General features: G+C 64.1%; 13 protein-coding genes and 1 tRNA gene. 8 read left to right on the top strand and 6 right to left on the bottom strand.

The genetic code is table 11. The features are described from left to right. Nucleotides 1–8 precede the first annotated feature (8 nt). Nucleotides 9–1553: a SpoVR family protein gene (locus tag RFM52_RS16855; protein ID WP_320296650.1), complete on the top strand. Its 1545-nt coding sequence runs from the start codon at nt 9–11 to the stop codon at nt 1551–1553. 172 nt (nt 1554–1725) lie between these two features. Here the strand turns inward: RFM52_RS16855 and RFM52_RS16860 are convergent, their stop codons facing one another. The 3 genes from RFM52_RS16860 to RFM52_RS16870 are packed head-to-tail and all read right to left on the bottom strand — an operon-like array spanning nt 1726 to nt 4414. Beyond that, the gene (locus RFM52_RS16860; protein WP_320296649.1) at nt 1726–2622 is read right to left on the bottom strand and encodes an HlyC/CorC family transporter; all 897 of its coding nucleotides are present in this window, start codon (nt 2620–2622) and stop codon (nt 1726–1728) included. Continuing rightward, nucleotides 2619–3788: a 3-dehydroquinate synthase gene (aroB, locus tag RFM52_RS16865; protein WP_320296648.1), complete on the bottom strand. Its 1170-nt coding sequence runs from the start codon at nt 3786–3788 to the stop codon at nt 2619–2621. The genes RFM52_RS16860 and aroB overlap by 4 nt, the downstream gene beginning before the upstream one ends. Next, entirely contained in the window at nt 3785–4414 is a 630-nt protein-coding gene (locus RFM52_RS16870) for a shikimate kinase (protein ID WP_320296647.1), read from the bottom strand. Before RFM52_RS16870 ends, aroB begins: the two co-directional genes overlap by 4 nt. A 292-nt stretch (nt 4415–4706) precedes the next feature. Here RFM52_RS16870 and RFM52_RS16875 point away from each other — a divergent pair, with 292 nt between their 5' ends. The 5 genes from RFM52_RS16875 (at nt 4707) to RFM52_RS16895 (ending at nt 8735) form a co-directional block, all read left to right on the top strand. Beyond that, on the top strand, nt 4707–4859 hold the full coding sequence (locus RFM52_RS16875; RefSeq protein WP_042643428.1) for a hypothetical protein: 153 nt from the start codon (nt 4707–4709) through the stop codon (nt 4857–4859). Between the two features lie 10 nt (nt 4860–4869). Next, the gene (locus RFM52_RS16880) at nt 4870–5784 is read left to right on the top strand and encodes a site-specific tyrosine recombinase XerD (protein ID WP_320296646.1); all 915 of its coding nucleotides are present in this window, start codon (nt 4870–4872) and stop codon (nt 5782–5784) included. A gap of 100 nt (nt 5785–5884) precedes the next feature. Then, on the top strand, nt 5885–6835 hold the full coding sequence (locus RFM52_RS16885; protein WP_320296645.1) for an acetyl-CoA carboxylase carboxyltransferase subunit alpha: 951 nt from the start codon (nt 5885–5887) through the stop codon (nt 6833–6835). 359 nt (nt 6836–7194) lie between these two features. After that, nucleotides 7195–8484 carry a murein L,D-transpeptidase family protein gene (locus RFM52_RS16890; RefSeq protein ID WP_320296644.1) on the top strand — a complete coding sequence of 430 codons (1290 nt, stop codon included), beginning with the start codon at nt 7195–7197 and terminating at the stop codon, nt 8482–8484. Nucleotides 8485–8495: 11 nt separating this feature from the next. Beyond that, on the top strand, nt 8496–8735 hold the full coding sequence (locus RFM52_RS16895; RefSeq protein ID WP_320296643.1) for a sulfurtransferase TusA family protein: 240 nt from the start codon (nt 8496–8498) through the stop codon (nt 8733–8735). 17 nt (nt 8736–8752) lie between these two features. Here RFM52_RS16895 and RFM52_RS16900 read toward each other — a convergent pair whose 3' ends face one another. Together RFM52_RS16900 and RFM52_RS16905 are read right to left on the bottom strand one after the other, a co-directional pair. Further along, a complete protein-coding gene (locus RFM52_RS16900; RefSeq protein WP_320296642.1) occupies nt 8753–9925 on the bottom strand; it encodes a CobW family GTP-binding protein in 1173 nt (390 codons plus the stop codon). Nucleotides 9926–9933: 8 nt separating this feature from the next. After that, nucleotides 9934–11100: a D-alanyl-D-alanine carboxypeptidase family protein gene (locus RFM52_RS16905; protein ID WP_320296641.1), complete on the bottom strand. Its 1167-nt coding sequence runs from the start codon at nt 11098–11100 to the stop codon at nt 9934–9936. A 222-nt stretch (nt 11101–11322) separates the two neighbouring features. Here RFM52_RS16905 and RFM52_RS16910 point away from each other — a divergent pair, with 222 nt between their 5' ends. After that, nucleotides 11323–12486 (top strand): M20 aminoacylase family protein, encoded by a 1164-nt coding sequence (locus tag RFM52_RS16910; protein WP_320296640.1) that lies wholly within the window; start codon nt 11323–11325, stop codon nt 12484–12486. A gap of 141 nt (nt 12487–12627) precedes the next feature. Further along, a tRNA-Arg gene (locus RFM52_RS16915) sits at nt 12628–12704 on the top strand. Nucleotides 12705–12874: 170 nt separating this feature from the next. Here the strand turns inward: RFM52_RS16915 and RFM52_RS16920 are convergent. Further along, nucleotides 12875–14281 carry an NAD(P)-dependent oxidoreductase gene (locus tag RFM52_RS16920; protein ID WP_320296639.1) on the bottom strand — a complete coding sequence of 469 codons (1407 nt, stop codon included), beginning with the start codon at nt 14279–14281 and terminating at the stop codon, nt 12875–12877. Between the last annotated feature and the right edge of the window lie 277 nt (nt 14282–14558).

Here is a 14558-nt window from a genome sequence, read left to right on the forward strand (position 1 = left end):
CCTCGGCAATGGTCAGCCAGGCGCGCAAGTCCGAACTGCTGTTTTCTGGGTCCGACTGGGATTTCAACAAGCTGTCCCGGGTCTATGACGAGATCGAAGCCATCGGCCGCGAGGAGCTTCGCCTCGACATCTACCCGGTGCAGATGGAGATCATTTCCTCCGAGCAGATGCTCGACGCCTATTCGTCGATCGGCATGCCGCTGATGTACCGGCATTGGTCGTTCGGCAAACGTTTTCTCCACGACGAGCTTCTCTACCGCAAGGGCGCGCGGGGTTTGGCCTATGAGATTGTCATCAACTCCAACCCCTGCATCGTCTACCTCATGGAAGAAAACACCATGGCCCTGCAGGCCTTGGTGACGGCGCATGCCGCGCTTGGGCACAATCATTTCTTCAAGAACAATCATCTCTTCCGGCAATGGACGGATGCCGGCGGCATCCTGAGCTATCTGGACTTCGCCAAGAGCTACATAGCCCGATGCGAGGAACGGCATGGCCTGGCCGCCGTGGAGGCAATCCTGGATTCCGCGCACGCGCTGATGGAGCAAGGCGTGTTCCGCTACCGCCGGCCGCCGAAACTGTCATCGGAGCAACAGCGCGAAGGGCTGCGCGAACGCCTTGAATACGAGGAACGCTCCTTCAACGATCTATGGCGAACGCTGCCGCCCTCGCCGGGCAAGAGCAAGCTGGAAGCAGGGGACGAAATCCTTGCCGAGCGGAAGAAATCGCTCAATCTGCCGGAGGAAAACCTGCTCTATTTCCTCGAGAAGAACAGCCTGGTGCTCGAGCCCTGGCAGCGCGAGATCGTCAGGATCGTGCGTGTCATCGCGCAATATTTCTACCCGCAACGGCAAACCCAGGTGATGAACGAAGGTTGCGCCACCTTCGTGCATTACACGCTCATGAACACGCTGTTCGACCGTGGCCGCATTGGCGAGGGCGCCATGCTCGAGATCCTGCGTAACCACTCGAACGTCATCTTCCAGCCGGCCTATGACGATCCGCGCTTTTCCGGCATCAATCCCTATGCGCTGGGTCTCGACATGATGCAGGACATCCAGCGCATCTCGACCGCGCCGACCGCCGAGGACCGCGACTGGTTTCCCGACATCGCCGGCCGCGGCGACTGGCGCGACACCCTGCTCGACGCCTGGGCCAACCACCGCGACGAATCCTTCATCCGCCAATATCTGAGCCCGACGCTGATCCGCAAATGGCGGCTCTTCGTGCTCGCCGACGGCGCCGACGAGCCGCACTATGAGGTGGCCTCGATCCACAATGAACGCGGCTACGCCAGGATACGGTCGGCGCTCGCGCAAAGCTACGATATCGGCGCCAGCCGTCCCGACATCCAGGTGGTCGACGTCGACCTCCTGGGCGACCGGCATCTGCGGCTCCAGCACAAGGTCAAGGACGGCGTCATGCTAGAGGCCCAGGGCCGCGACGCGACCCTGCGCCATATCCGCAACCTTTGGGGCTATGACGTCAGCCTGGCGGCAATCGATGCCGGAACCGGCGCGATGCTCAGCGAGCGTTCGACCAAGGAATTGTGAGATCGCGAATGAGCACTGGAAGCGCAGGAAACCGCGGTTCGCGGGCCGGCATCACCTGAATATCAGCACACCTAGAGCAATTCCAGGAAAAGTGTGAGCGGTTTTCCGTCCGGAATTGCGTCAAAACAAGGAGATAGGGCGTTTCGCCGTTTCCATGAAACGGTGAAACGCACTAGCCTTCGCTGGCGGGCCGTATCCTCAACCGCGCAATGCGGTTCTTGTCGCGCTTCATGACCACGAAACGCTTGCCGTGGAAGGTGAAGGCCTGCTTCTCCTCCGGGATCGACTGCGTCTCGTGGATGACGAGGCCGGCGATCGTCGTCGCCTCCTCGTCGGGCAGGTCCCAGTCGAGCGCGCGGTTCAGGTCGCGGATCGGCACCGTGCCGTCGACGACGACGGAGCCGTCGGCTTCCTTCTTCACGCCCTGCATGTCGACATCGTGCTCGTCGGCGATCTCGCCGACGATCTCCTCGATGATGTCTTCCAGCGTCACCAGCCCTTCGACCTCGCCATATTCGTCGACGACGATGGCGAAATGCGCCTTGCGGCGCAGGAAGGCGTTGAGCTGTTCCTGCAAGGTGGTGGTGTCCGGCACGAACCACGGCTTCGCGGCGATCTTCATGACGTCGATCCGCGAAAAATCGTTGCCGACCTCGTTGAGGGCCCTGAGCAGGTCTTTCGCGTGCAGCACGCCGACGATGTTGTCGAGCGAGTCCTTCCACAACGGCATGCGGGTGTGCGGGCTCTGCAGGATCTCGCGCACCACCGCCTCCGGTGCATTGTCGGCATTGACCGAGCGCATATTGGTGCGGTGGACCATGATATCCGACACTTCGAGCTCCTCGAGGTCGAAGAGGCCCTCGAGCCGATTGCGCTCCGCGCGGACAGCATCGCCATCGCGGCGGGGATCGCCGCTGTCTTGATCCTTGCCGCTGCGCTCGGATCGCTGCGGCGGTTCGATCGGCCGCAGCGCGTAGCCGAAGGCGGCAAGCAACCGGGTGCGCAACAGAAGCGCCGAAAGCAGGATGACGGCGAGGACGGCGGCGACGATCCAGCCGGCGTCGGTCATCTGGGATGGCTCACTTTGAGCCCTCCGGAACGGCTCCTCTTGGACCGTTCGGGATGGCTCGTCTTGAGGAAGGAAAGCACTTCCGACGCCGGCACGTCCTTGGCGATGAAGGCCTGGCCGATGCCGCGCGTCAGGATGAAGGTCAGCGCGCCGCGCGAAACCTTCTTATCCTGGGTGATGAAGCCGAGCAGCGCCTCGGCGTCCGGCAGCTCGCCCGGAATATCGGCCGTGCGCCAGGGCAAGCCGACGGCGCGAAGATGCGCTTCGACACGGCTAGCATCGTCGGGGCTCGCCAGGTTGAGACGCGCCGAGAAGCGATGCGCCAGCGCCATGCCGATGGCCACACCCTCGCCATGGACAAGGCGCGCGCCATCATAGCGCGTGGCGGCTTCCAGCGCATGGCCGAACGTGTGGCCGAGATTGAGCAGCGCGCGGTCGCCGGTCTCGAACTCGTCGCGGGCAACGACATCGGCCTTGGCGCGGCAGGCCTCGGCGATCGCGTCGACCCGCGCCGGGCCGCCGGCAAAGACTTGCCCCCAGTTCTGTTCAAGCCAGGCGAAGAAGGCCGGGCGGTCGATCAGCCCGTATTTGGCAAGCTCGGCATAGCCGGCGCGGAACTCGCGGATCGGCAGCGTGTCGAGCACCTGGGTGTCGGCAAGCACCAGCTTGGGCTGGTGGAAGACGCCGACGAGGTTCTTGCCACGCGTGCTGTTGATGCCGGTCTTGCCGCCTACGGAGGAATCGACCTGCGCCAGGAGCGAGGTCGGGACCTGCACAAAATTCATGCCGCGCCGCACGATGCCGGAAGCGAAGCCTGCCAGGTCGCCGATGACGCCGCCGCCGAGCGCGATGACCACGTCGCGGCGTTCGAGTTTAGCCGCGAGCACGCCGTCGACCACCTCTTCGAGATGGGCAAAGCTCTTGGTCTTTTCGCCGGCGGGCAGCGTGATGACGGCGGACTGGATGCCGCCTTTGTCCAACCCCGCCTTCAGCGCGTCGAGATGCGCGGCGGCGACATTCTCGTCGGTGACGATGGCCGCGCGCGTGCCGGGAAGCCGGCGCGCGATCTCCTCGCCGGAGCGTGCCAGCAGCCCGGAGCCGATCAATATGTCATAGGCCCGGTCGCCGAGCCCGACCTCGACCTTCACCGGTTCGGCATCGCTCACGACTGCACCCCGTCGGTTGTGGCGCTTGTAGCGCCTGTCGCGATCGTATCGACGCCGAGATGGGCGCAGAGCGCCGCGACGACTTCGCCGGCGATGATCTCCTTGCGGTCGTCACGGGTCGGCACGGTCAGGTCCGCGGTGGCGTAGACCGGGTAACGCTCGCCCATCAGCCGCTCCAGCACGCCGCGCGGATCGGGATTCTTCAAGAGCGGCCGGTTCTGTTTCTTGGAAACCCGTTCCATCAAGAGGTCGAGGTCGGCCTCCAGCCAGACAGACACGCCATAAGCCGCGACCGCCTCGCGCGTCTGCGCGTTCATGAAGGCGCCGCCGCCGGTCGACAGCACCTGCGGTCCGTTCTCCAGCAGGCGCAGGATAACGCGCTGCTCCAGCGCGCGGAATTCCGGTTCGCCATAGCGCTCGAACAGCTCCGGCACCGTCATGCGCGAGACGCTCTCGATCTCCTGGTCGCTGTCCATGAAGGGCAGCGACAGCATCGCCGCCACCTTGCGGCCGATCGCGGTCTTGCCGGCGCCCATCAGCCCGACGAAGACGATTGAGCGGCTGCCGAGCGCTTCGATCAGCGCGGCGCGGCCTTCGTCCGTCGAATTTGGTGGCAGAGCGTTCATCGGGGCCTCTTTGCGCCGTATCGACATCAAAAGCCTGTTTGCGTCAAGCGCGGCCTGGCAAAGGCCCTAAGCAGGTTCCGCAAAAGTGTCCCACGGTTTTGCGAAGAGAACCTGCGAATAACAACAATCCCTAAGCAGGCATTCGTGGGGTTGCGCACGAATGCCTGCTTAGGAGCTTTTCCGGCAAAACCTGCATCGAGCCGAATCCTTCGTCCTTGAATTGGCCGGATTGGCGTCCCATAAGGGCACAGGGCTTTGGAAACGCAGAACAAGAAGACGGGCGAAAATTTTAATGCCGACTTTGTTTCGCTTCGTCGTGACGCTGGCGGTTCTTGCAGGCATTGCCTATGGCGCGATGTTCGCGCTGGCGATGTTCGTGGAGCCGAAAAAGGCGGAAATGAGCATTCGAATTCCTGCCGAGAAGCTCAATCCGAAGAAGAATTGATCCCGGCCAGATGAAAAGCGCGGCCCGCATCGAAGCCTTTCTGGAGATGATGAGCGCCGAACGCGGCGCGGCCGAGAATACGCTTTCCTCCTACCGCCGCGACCTGGAAGACGCCTCCGAAGCCATCAATGGCGGACTGGCGGGCGCGGGACCGGCCGACATCCGCGCCTATCTCGACGACGTTGCCGCGCGCGGCTTCGCGCCGACCTCGCAGGCGCGCAAACTGTCGGCGATCCGCCAGTTCTTCAAATTCCTCTATGCCGAAGGCCTGCGCGGCGACGACCCGACCGGCACGCTGGACAGCCCGCGCAAGGGCCGGCCGCTGCCGAAGACGATGAGCGAGGCCGAGACCGGGCGCCTGCTCGACCGCGCGGCCCTGGAAGCCGGTGAAGCCGGACCGGACGGCGACAGGCTGGCCGCGTTGCGCCTGCACGCGCTGGTCGAGGTGCTCTACGCCACGGGCCTGCGCGTGTCGGAACTGGTCGGGCTGCCGGTCACGGTGGCGCTTCGCGACGACCGCTTCTTCATGGTGCGCGGCAAGGGCGACAAGGAGCGCATGGTGCCGCTCTCGACCAAGGCGCGCGCCGCCATGCGCGCCTGGCTCGCGGCAAGGGCCGAGCGGCCGGCCTTTGCCGAGAGCCCGTTCCTGTTTCCGGCCTCCTCCGACAGCGGCCATCTCTCCCGGCAGGTTTTCGCCCGCGATCTCAAGGGGTTGGCCGCGCGGTCGGGAATAGCCGCGGCAAAAATCTCGCCGCATGTGCTTCGCCATGCTTTTGCCAGCCATCTCCTGCAGAACGGCGCCGATCTCAGAGCCGTCCAGCAACTCCTAGGCCATGCCGACATCTCGACGACGCAGATCTACACCCATGTGCTGGAGGAGCGGCTGGTGCGGCTGGTCAACGATCATCATCCGCTTGCCGACTAGGCCTCATATCGCTATGTGAGGGCGACGTTCCACCGCCCGGGGCCGGCATTTCAGCGGTTCCGCCAGCCATTTGCCTTCCGACGGACCGGTCCACCCAAGCATGTACAACTACCTCGACTTCGAAAAGCCGGTGCAGGATCTGGAGCTCAAGATCCTTGAGCTGAAGAAGCTTGCCGAGAACGGCGAGGCGGTCGATGTCGCCGAAGAGATCAGCAGGCTGGAAAAGCGTTCGCGCGACGCATTGCGCGACCTCTACAAGGCGCTCACGCCCTGGCAGAAGGTACAGGTCGCGCGCCATCCCGACCGCCCGCATTGCGTCGATTACATCAAGACGCTGTTCACCGATTTCACGCCCTTGGCCGGCGACCGCAATTTCGGCGACGACCAGGCGATCGTCGGCGGCTTCGCCCGCTTCCGCGGCGAGCCGGTGGCGGTGATCGGCCAGGAAAAGGGCTCGGACACGGCAAGCCGCATCAAGCACAATTTCGGCTCGGTGCGGCCCGAGGGCTACCGCAAGGCGGTGCGCCTGATGGAATTGGCCGACCGTTTCAATATCCCGCTTTTGACGCTGGTCGACACCGCCGGCGCCTATCCCGGCGTCGGCGCCGAGGAGCGCGGCCAGGCCGAAGCGATCGCCCGTTCGACCTCGGCCTGCCTGGCACTGAAAGTGCCCTCGATCTCGATTGTCATCGGCGAAGGCGGCTCCGGCGGCGCCATTGCGATTGCCACCGCCAACCGCGTCTACATGCTGGAACATGCCATCTATTCGGTGATCTCGCCCGAGGGTGCCGCCTCGATCCTGTGGCGCGACACCACCCGTTCCAAGGATGCGGCGACCAACATGAAGATCACCGCGCAGGATCTTCTCGAGATGAAGATCATCGACGCCATCATTCCCGAGCCGATGGGCGGCGCCCAGCGCGCGCCGGAAACGGTGATCGCCTCGACCGGCGACCTCATCGCCAGGACGATGAAGGACTTTGCCGGCGCCAACACCGATTTCCGCGAGCAGCGCCGCGAGAAGTACCTGTCGATGGGCCGCAGCCTCTAAGGCGGATGACCGATCATCCCGTGGTTGGCCTTGGGCCGCCATGGACATGGCAATAGTGGCGGCAATAACCAGGGTGGCAGCGTTACCTGGTTCCGTCAGAACCGGCCCCCTCAACGTGTGATCGTCCGGAATTGCCTTGGCCACCACACGGCAAAGTGGCGGCAGGGCACGATTCCGCCACAAAAATGCCGCCGCTTTCGGCTCAATGGAATTATCGCGAGGGGTTGGCCCGGATTTGTGGCGAAGGCTTGCGGTAAGGAATTTTCAAGGTTAACGGGCTTACGGTCCACTGGTGTTCAGCCTGCGGGCCCGGCCATGCAGAGAGCCGTCGGCCCGAGAGAAGAGACGTAGCCATATCGATGTTTGCCAAGCTTGCCCGCACCGGAGTCCTGATCGCCGCCATCGGCGTCGCCGGCTGCAACGATTCCTCGATGAAGGATTTCGCGCCGGAGGCCAACAAGCCGTTGCCGGACAAGATCCTTGCCGACATGCGGGCCAAGGGCATGATCCGCACCTCCTCGGTGATGGCGCGCATCTTCAAGGAAGAAGGCAAGCTCGAGATCTGGAAGGCCAAGACCAATGGCCGCTACGATCTCGTCGCCAGCTACGACATCTGCAAATGGTCGGGCAAGCTCGGTCCCAAATACACCGAGGGCGACCGCCAGGCGCCGGAGGGCTTCTACACGGTACGTCCCTCGCAGATGAACCCGCGCTCGAACTACCATCTGTCCTTCAACATCGGCTTCCCCAATGCCTATGACCGCGCCAATGGCCGCACCGGCCAGAACCTGATGGTCCACGGCGCCTGCTCGTCTTCCGGCTGTTATTCGATGACCGATGCGCAGATCGAGCAGATCTATGCTTTCGGCCGCGATGCCTTCCAAGGCGGCCAGACCGAGTTTCAGATCCAGGCTTTCCCCTTCCGCATGACCGCCGCCAACATGGCGCGCTACCGCAACGACCCGAACTACGACTTCTGGAAGATGCTGAAGGTCGGCTACGACAATTTCGAGATCACCAAGGTGCCGCCGAAGGTCGACGTCTGCGAGAAACGCTACGTCTTCAACCAGGTCGCGCCCGAAGGCACCACCTTTGATCCGACCGGCCCCTGCCCCGCGACGACCCAGCCGGATTCGCTGAAGACGGCCTTCGCCAATTACGAGAAGAGCTACGACGCGGCCTTCAATTCAGCCGTGAACTCGAGCACGCCGCCGCCGAAGCCGACGATTGCCGGCGTCAAGGAAGCCAGCATCGTTTCGGACTGGTCGAAGCGCCGCGCCCGCGGCGAGCGCGTGCCGATCGACCCGCCGTCGATGAATTCCGACGGTTCGGTGACCGAAACGACCCGCATGGGCCGCATCGATTCCCCGCTTGGTCGCAAGATGGCCGCAGCCGACGCGGAAAAGGAAGCCAGGCGCAAGGCCGAGGAGCAACGCCTGGCGGCGATCGAGGCGGCCAAAGCCGCCAAGGAACAGGCAAAAGCCCAGGCGCTGGCCGAAAAGGAAGCCGCCAAGCAGGCGGCGCAGCAGCCGGTCGTCACCGCCGGCGTCGAGGCAGCGCCCGCGCAGGAAACGCAGCAGGCCGCCGACGCCGACCAAGGCACCGTGTCGAAGCTGAAGAAGAAGCTGCTCGGCATGTTCGGCGGCTGAGAGCCCTCAGCTTGGCAAAAAAGGCCGCCATCTACGACCTGAAAGGGCTGAATTGTCCGCTGCCGGTGCTGAAAGCCCGCAAGCGGCTGGCCGCGATGCGGCCCGGCAGCCGGCTTTGGCTGGAAACCACCGATCCGCTCGCGGTCATCGATATCCCGGCCTTCTGCGCCGATGCCGGTCACCAATTGGTCGAGACGGCCGCGGTCACCGGCGGCCACCGCTTCCTGGTCGAGCGCGGCAACGCGGCCTGAGCCGGCGCCTTTTCGGCTTATAACCCGGCTATCGCCAGCGGATTGGCTTCCAGCGCCGCGCGGTCCGGCGTGTCGATCGACGGCTTGTTGGTGAGAGCGGCGAACAGCCGCCGAATATAATCCTCCGGCATGTCGAGCGTGATCAGCACCAGCCTGGTGCCGCGCTGGCCGTCGGGCCAGGCCGGCAGTCTTGCCGGCGGATGCAGGATCTTCTGCACGCCGTGGACGACCAGCGGCCGCGAGGGATCCTCGGCGAGCTCGATGACGCCCTTCATGCGCAAGAGTTTCTCGCCATGTGTCGAGCGCAGGAGGTCGAGGAACATCTCGATCGCCGAGAATGGCACCGGGCCGTCATGGACAAGCGAGTGCGAGCGCACGCGCGTATCATGGCGATGCGCATGGTGATGATGGCCATGATCATGGTCGCCGTCATGGTGATGATGGTCGTGGCGATGATCATGGCGATGATCCTGATCATGGTGATGATCTTGATCATGGTAATGATCTTGATCATGCGCCGCCTCTTCGCCAAGCCAGCGCCGCACGTCGGCGGACTTGGTCTGAGGATCATAGAGGCCGCAGTTGAACAGCGCCGCGGCGCCCGTACCGGCCTCATTGACATCGAGGACGACGGCGCCCGGACTGAGCTGCCTGAGCCTCGCCCGCAACGCCTTGATCCCGGCCGCGCCGGCAAGGTCCGTCTTGGTCAACACGATACGGTCGGCCACCGCGGCCTGTTTGACCGCCTCGACATGGGCATCGAGCGTCGCCTCGCCGTTGACGGCGTCGACCAGCGTGATGACGCCGTCGAGCCGGAAGGCCTGCACCAGCGCCGGATGCGCCATGATCGACTGCAGCACCGGTGCCGGATCGGCCAGGCCCGTCGTCTCGACAACGACGCGGGCCAATTTCGCGATACGGCCGGTCTGCAGCCGGTCGACGAGATCGGCGAGCGTATCGACCAGATCACCGCGCACCGTGCAGCAGAGGCAACCGTCGGAAAGCTGGATGATGCCGTCGGACGCCTGCTCGACCAGAAGATGATCGATCGCCACCTCGCCGAACTCGTTGATGATCACCGCCGTGTCGGCAAGCTCCGGATCCTTAAGCAGCCGGTTGAGCAGCGTCGTCTTGCCGGCGCCGAGAAAGCCGGTGAGCACGGATACGGGAATGGGAAAACCGCTACCCATAGCGGGGGTCAGTTCGCCGTCTTGGCCGGTTGGTCGCCCTGCGCCCCGGCAGCGGCGGTTGCCAACGGCTCGACGCCGGCCGGCGCCGGCCGGTCGGGCCGCCAGCTCGGCAGCGGCACATCGGCGTAATTCGGATCGGCCTGGTCGACAAAGGCCTTCGGCGCTGGTCCGGTGGCGCCACCCAAGCCGACGGCGATCAGCGTAGGATGGTCGAGTTTCACCTGATAGGGCGACTTCGGCGCGTTCTTGGCGGCGACCTCGGGGGCTGCCTCGGACTGCTCCTCCTTCGGCTTCTTCTTGCAGATCTCGTCATGCATGTCGTTGGGCGACAGCGTGTCGCCATAGGGCTTGAGTGCGGCCAGCGTGGTCGAACCCGCCGCCGGCATATCGAAACCCTGGTCGAGCAGCTTTGCCGCCGCTTCGGCGCGGCTGACTGCCGATTTCTCGCCGAGCACCACGGCGACTAGCGTGCGACCGTTGCGCGTCGCCGAGCCGATCATGTTGAATCCGGAAGAGCAGACGAAACCGGTCTTCATGCCGTCGGCGCCGGGATAGCGGCCGATCAGCAGATTATAGTTCGGAAGGGCCTTCTTGCCGACGGCAAGGCCCTCGATCGAGAACCAGGGCGCATATTGCGGAAAATCATTGCGCAGCGCCGCCACCAGAACGGCAAGGTCGCGCGCGGTCGTGTATTGTTCCGGCGAATAAAGCCCGTTCGGGTTGACGAAATGCGTTCCAACCATACCGAGCCGGGCCGCCTCTGCGTTCATGCGGTCGGCGAAGGCGGCCTGCGACCCTCCTATATTCTCGCCGACGGCCATGGCGATATCGTTGGCCGACTTGACCAGCATCATCTTCAGCGCATTGTCGAGCCGCATCACCGAGCCCGGTTTGAAGCCCATCTTGCTCGGCGGCTCGCCGGCCGAATGCTTCGTCACCTTGATCGGCGAATCGAGCGCCACCTCGCCCGCCTGGATGGCGCGGAAGGTGACATAAGCCGTCATCAGCTTGCTGAGCGAGGCCGGATACCAGCGCTTGAACGCGTCCTGATGCTCCAGGATGGAGCCACTCTTCAAATCGAATAGGACCACCGGATTGGCGTGCGCAGCGCCGGCAAACACCGGAAGCGCCAGCGCGCCAGCCAGCAACAGGTTGAGGAAATGCCTTTGCCGCATGATCAAATCCGAAAATCGCCTCTTGCCGTAATCGCCGCTGGGTCCGTAAGATTTCGTTACCCATCGCCAGCACAAATTCGGCCCGACCCTCGATCCCGGACCGCATTGTTGCCGTGCTATTTACCCTATGTGACGCCAAAATGGCAAAGTGCCATACATTCACAATTGCTGAGCAGCGGCTCTGAACCGATTGCCGCCAGTCAACCAAGAGATGGAACGATCATGCCGATTCTGAACCGCGCCGCGCAAATGCAGGAAGAAGTTGCCGGCTGGCGACGACATCTGCACCAGACACCGGAGCTGAATTTCGACGTCTTCCAGACCGCCGGCTTCGTCACCGAAAAGCTGAAGGCCTTCGGCTGCGACGACGTGGTGACTGGTTTGGGCAAGACCGGCGTCGTCGGCATCATCCGCGGCCGCAACGGCGATGGCCCGACCATCGGGCTGCGCGCCGACATGGACGCGCTGCCGATCGACGAGATCACCGGCAAGCCATGGGCCTCGACCGTGCGCGGCAAGATGCATGCCTGCGGCCATGACGGCCATACCGCGATGCTTTTGGGCGCCGCCAAATATCTCGCCGAAACGCGCAATTTCGCCGGCACCGTGGCGGTGATCTTCCAGCCGGCCGAGGAAGGTGGCGGCGGCGGAAACGAAATGGTCAAGGACGGCATGATGGAGCGCTTCGGCATCGAAAAAGTGTTCGGCATGCACAACATGCCGGGCCTGCCGGTCGGCCAGTTCGCCATCAAGCCCGGTCCGATCATGGCCGCGACAGCCGAGTTCACCATCACCGTCAAGGGCCGCGGCGGCCATGCCGCGATGCCGCACGGCACGATCGACCCGATCGTCATCGCCAGCCAGCTGGTCGGCGCGCTGCAGACCATCGCCTCGCGCAGCACCGATCCGGTCGAGGCCGTGGTGGTGTCGGTGACAAAGTTCCACGCCGGCGACGCCTATAACGTCATTCCCGAAAGCGCCGAGATCGCCGGCACAGTGCGCACGCTGAAGAAGGAAGTGGCCAAGAAATCGGAAGAGCGCATCCGCGCGCTCTGCGCCGGGCTCGCCTCCGCCTTCGGCGCCACCATCGAGGTCGACTACGACACCAACTACCCCGTCACCTTCAACCATGCCGAGGAAACCGTGTTTGCCGGCGATATCGCGGCCAACATCGCCGGCGACAGCCACGTCCACCGCGCCATCCAGCCGGTGATGGGCGGTGAGGATTTCTCCTATATGCTGGAAGCCCGCCCCGGCGCCTTTATCTTCATCGGCAATGGCGACACGGCCGGCCTGCATCACCCGGCCTACGACTTCAACGACGAGGTCATCCCGCACGGCATGAGCTATTGGGTGAAGCTGGCCGAGACCGCGCTGGCCGCTTGAGCAGCCGTGGCGAAGGCGGCGAGTGTCCCGCCGCCATACGGCTTGGCCGGCTCGGTCCGGCCGAGATAAGATATCCGGCCCATGGGAGGTCAGCATGCCCCTTGGCGAACCGGCCCGAAGCGTCTATGTGTCGGGCCGCGTGGTCCCGTAGCTCAGTAGGATAGAGCGGCAGATTCCTAATCTGTAGGTCACAGGTTCGATTCCTGTCGGGATCACCAAGTTTTTCAAAGGCTTGGCGAGCAGCTCGCCGCACTCTTTCTGAAATCTGATACGACGAGTTCCTGCGGATCCGACACGTCGATTTCACCGACGGCGCGGCGCGGACCGCTCCGTCGCCAGGATTTGCCGAGGCGATGCAAGCGTGCCAGCCCCCACACGATGGTGAGCGTCAGAGCGATCCTGAAGAGAACGGCCCGGAAAGGTGGTGCCTGCGTATAAGTGTGGAGAGACGGTTCGCGGCCTCGGCGAGTGCTTCGCCTCCGGAAGCGATCAGCGCCGGTCGTTCCTGCTCGGACGCGGCCAGGACGCGTTCCCAGAACGCGGCAACGAGAGCGCTTGAGCGGGCGAGGTCGGCGGCCGCGTCCCGATCGGCGGCCAGCGTCGCCAGATGCCGGAGATCGATGCCGCCGATACCCGGCGGGGTTTTCGCTCCCATGTCGACAAAACCCGAAGGCAGCGATCCTTTCAGATTGTGGACGCGATGCTCGACGATGGCGGCGTGGATCTGATCGACCGCTTGCTTGGCGCCCGCGACGCGGGAGGGATGATCAGTGTCGGCCGCGGCATGCGGCAGAAGCTCCAGACGCTGGCCATGGCGCTCGACCAGCTTGAGATAAGGCAGCATCGGCCCTGAAAGTGTGCCGCCGACATTGAACAGGTCCGCGTCGATCGCCGCATGGGAAATGCGCCCTGACTCCAGCGCGCGCTCCAGCGCCGCAACGTCGACCAGTTCGCCGCGGTCGTAGTTGATGAGCACGGCGCCCGGGTTGAGGGCGGAGAGCAGCTCGTCTCCGATCAGTCCGGCGTTGGCGTATTTTTTCTGGCCGGCATCGAAGGCACCCAGGCCGAGATGGACCGAAAGCGCGTCCGCGCCACGCGCCGCGTCCTCCATGCTTGCGGCGTAGTCGAAGCCCTCAAGCTCGATCCATTTGCGGTGACGGGGCCGCGCATGGATTGTGACCCGCATGCCGAAGGCCTGGCCGAGCCTGGCGAACTCCCGACCGATGTTGCCATAGCCGATCACCGCCAGTCTTTTGCCTTCGAGCTTTTCGGTCGGGTAATGCCGCAGGTCTTTTCCCGTGTCGAACTGCCCGCCGGCGACCAGGGTGTTGAGCCTGTCCACGGGAAGATCCGGCCTGACTTTCAGCAGCGCCTTCATGGCCATTTGCGCGGTGGCGCGGCTGTTGATGCCCGGCGTGTTCATGAGCGGCGCTTCGCCGCCCTCTCCGCTGCCCCCACCCCACGAGGTAGAGCCCATATTGCCAGTGCCGGTTCCGATGCGCACGCCGCCGAGGCGGAACCTGGCCTCCGCCGGAATGAAGGTCGCGGCAGCGATGACGGCGTCGTAGCGGCCGTCGCCAGCCTCGGCCAACAATTCCTCCCGCGTGCTCAACTGCGGCAGGTAGAAGAAATGCAGCCTGCCAGGATCGAGGGCGCCAGCGCTGCCAATTCCTGTCTGGTGGAACACGCCACCCTTGGCTTCGATATGAGCCTTGACCTCGCTATGGTCGGGATTGCCGTCGGCGCCGAAGCGGAGGCCGACAAAGTCGCAAATCAGAATATTGGCTGATGTCATGGAACGTCTTTTCCCTGCAACTGTCTCCAGCTACACCAATCGGCAAATCGATGGCCAAGCGTGAAGCGGCATATCCAGGTCGCAAGCGAGAGATTTGCCCAGGGAGCTAGAACCTGTCGGCCCTGAATGGCGACAGGTCGACCATCGTCGGCAACCCGGCGGCAAACTCGACGACGAGCTTGCCGGTGACCGACCCGCCGATCGCCCCTGATGTCCATGGCCGAATGCGTAGATGACGTTGCGCGCGCTTTGCGCGGTCGATGACGGGCCGGCGTCC

It is taken from the genome of Mesorhizobium humile (genome assembly GCF_033977215.1).
Taxonomy (GTDB): domain Bacteria; phylum Pseudomonadota; class Alphaproteobacteria; order Rhizobiales; family Rhizobiaceae; genus Mesorhizobium; species Mesorhizobium humile.

Coding starts and splice junctions, on each gene's coding strand:
- RFM52_RS16855 (WP_320296650.1), top strand. CDS start 9: ATGGTCAGCCAGGCGCGCAAGTCCGAACTGCTGTTTTCTGGGTCCGAC.
- RFM52_RS16860 (WP_320296649.1), bottom strand. CDS start 2,622: ATGACCGACGCCGGCTGGATCGTCGCCGCCGTCCTCGCCGTCATCCTG.
- RFM52_RS16870 (WP_320296647.1), bottom strand. CDS start 4,414: ATGAACGCTCTGCCACCAAATTCGACGGACGAAGGCCGCGCCGCGCTG.
- RFM52_RS16875 (WP_042643428.1), top strand. CDS start 4,707: ATGCCGACTTTGTTTCGCTTCGTCGTGACGCTGGCGGTTCTTGCAGGC.
- RFM52_RS16880 (WP_320296646.1), top strand. CDS start 4,870: ATGAAAAGCGCGGCCCGCATCGAAGCCTTTCTGGAGATGATGAGCGCC.
- RFM52_RS16885 (WP_320296645.1), top strand. CDS start 5,885: ATGTACAACTACCTCGACTTCGAAAAGCCGGTGCAGGATCTGGAGCTC.
- RFM52_RS16890 (WP_320296644.1), top strand. CDS start 7,195: ATGTTTGCCAAGCTTGCCCGCACCGGAGTCCTGATCGCCGCCATCGGC.
- RFM52_RS16900 (WP_320296642.1), bottom strand. CDS start 9,925: ATGGGTAGCGGTTTTCCCATTCCCGTATCCGTGCTCACCGGCTTTCTC.
- RFM52_RS16905 (WP_320296641.1), bottom strand. CDS start 11,100: ATGCGGCAAAGGCATTTCCTCAACCTGTTGCTGGCTGGCGCGCTGGCG.
- RFM52_RS16910 (WP_320296640.1), top strand. CDS start 11,323: ATGCCGATTCTGAACCGCGCCGCGCAAATGCAGGAAGAAGTTGCCGGC.
- RFM52_RS16920 (WP_320296639.1), bottom strand. CDS start 14,281: ATGACATCAGCCAATATTCTGATTTGCGACTTTGTCGGCCTCCGCTTC.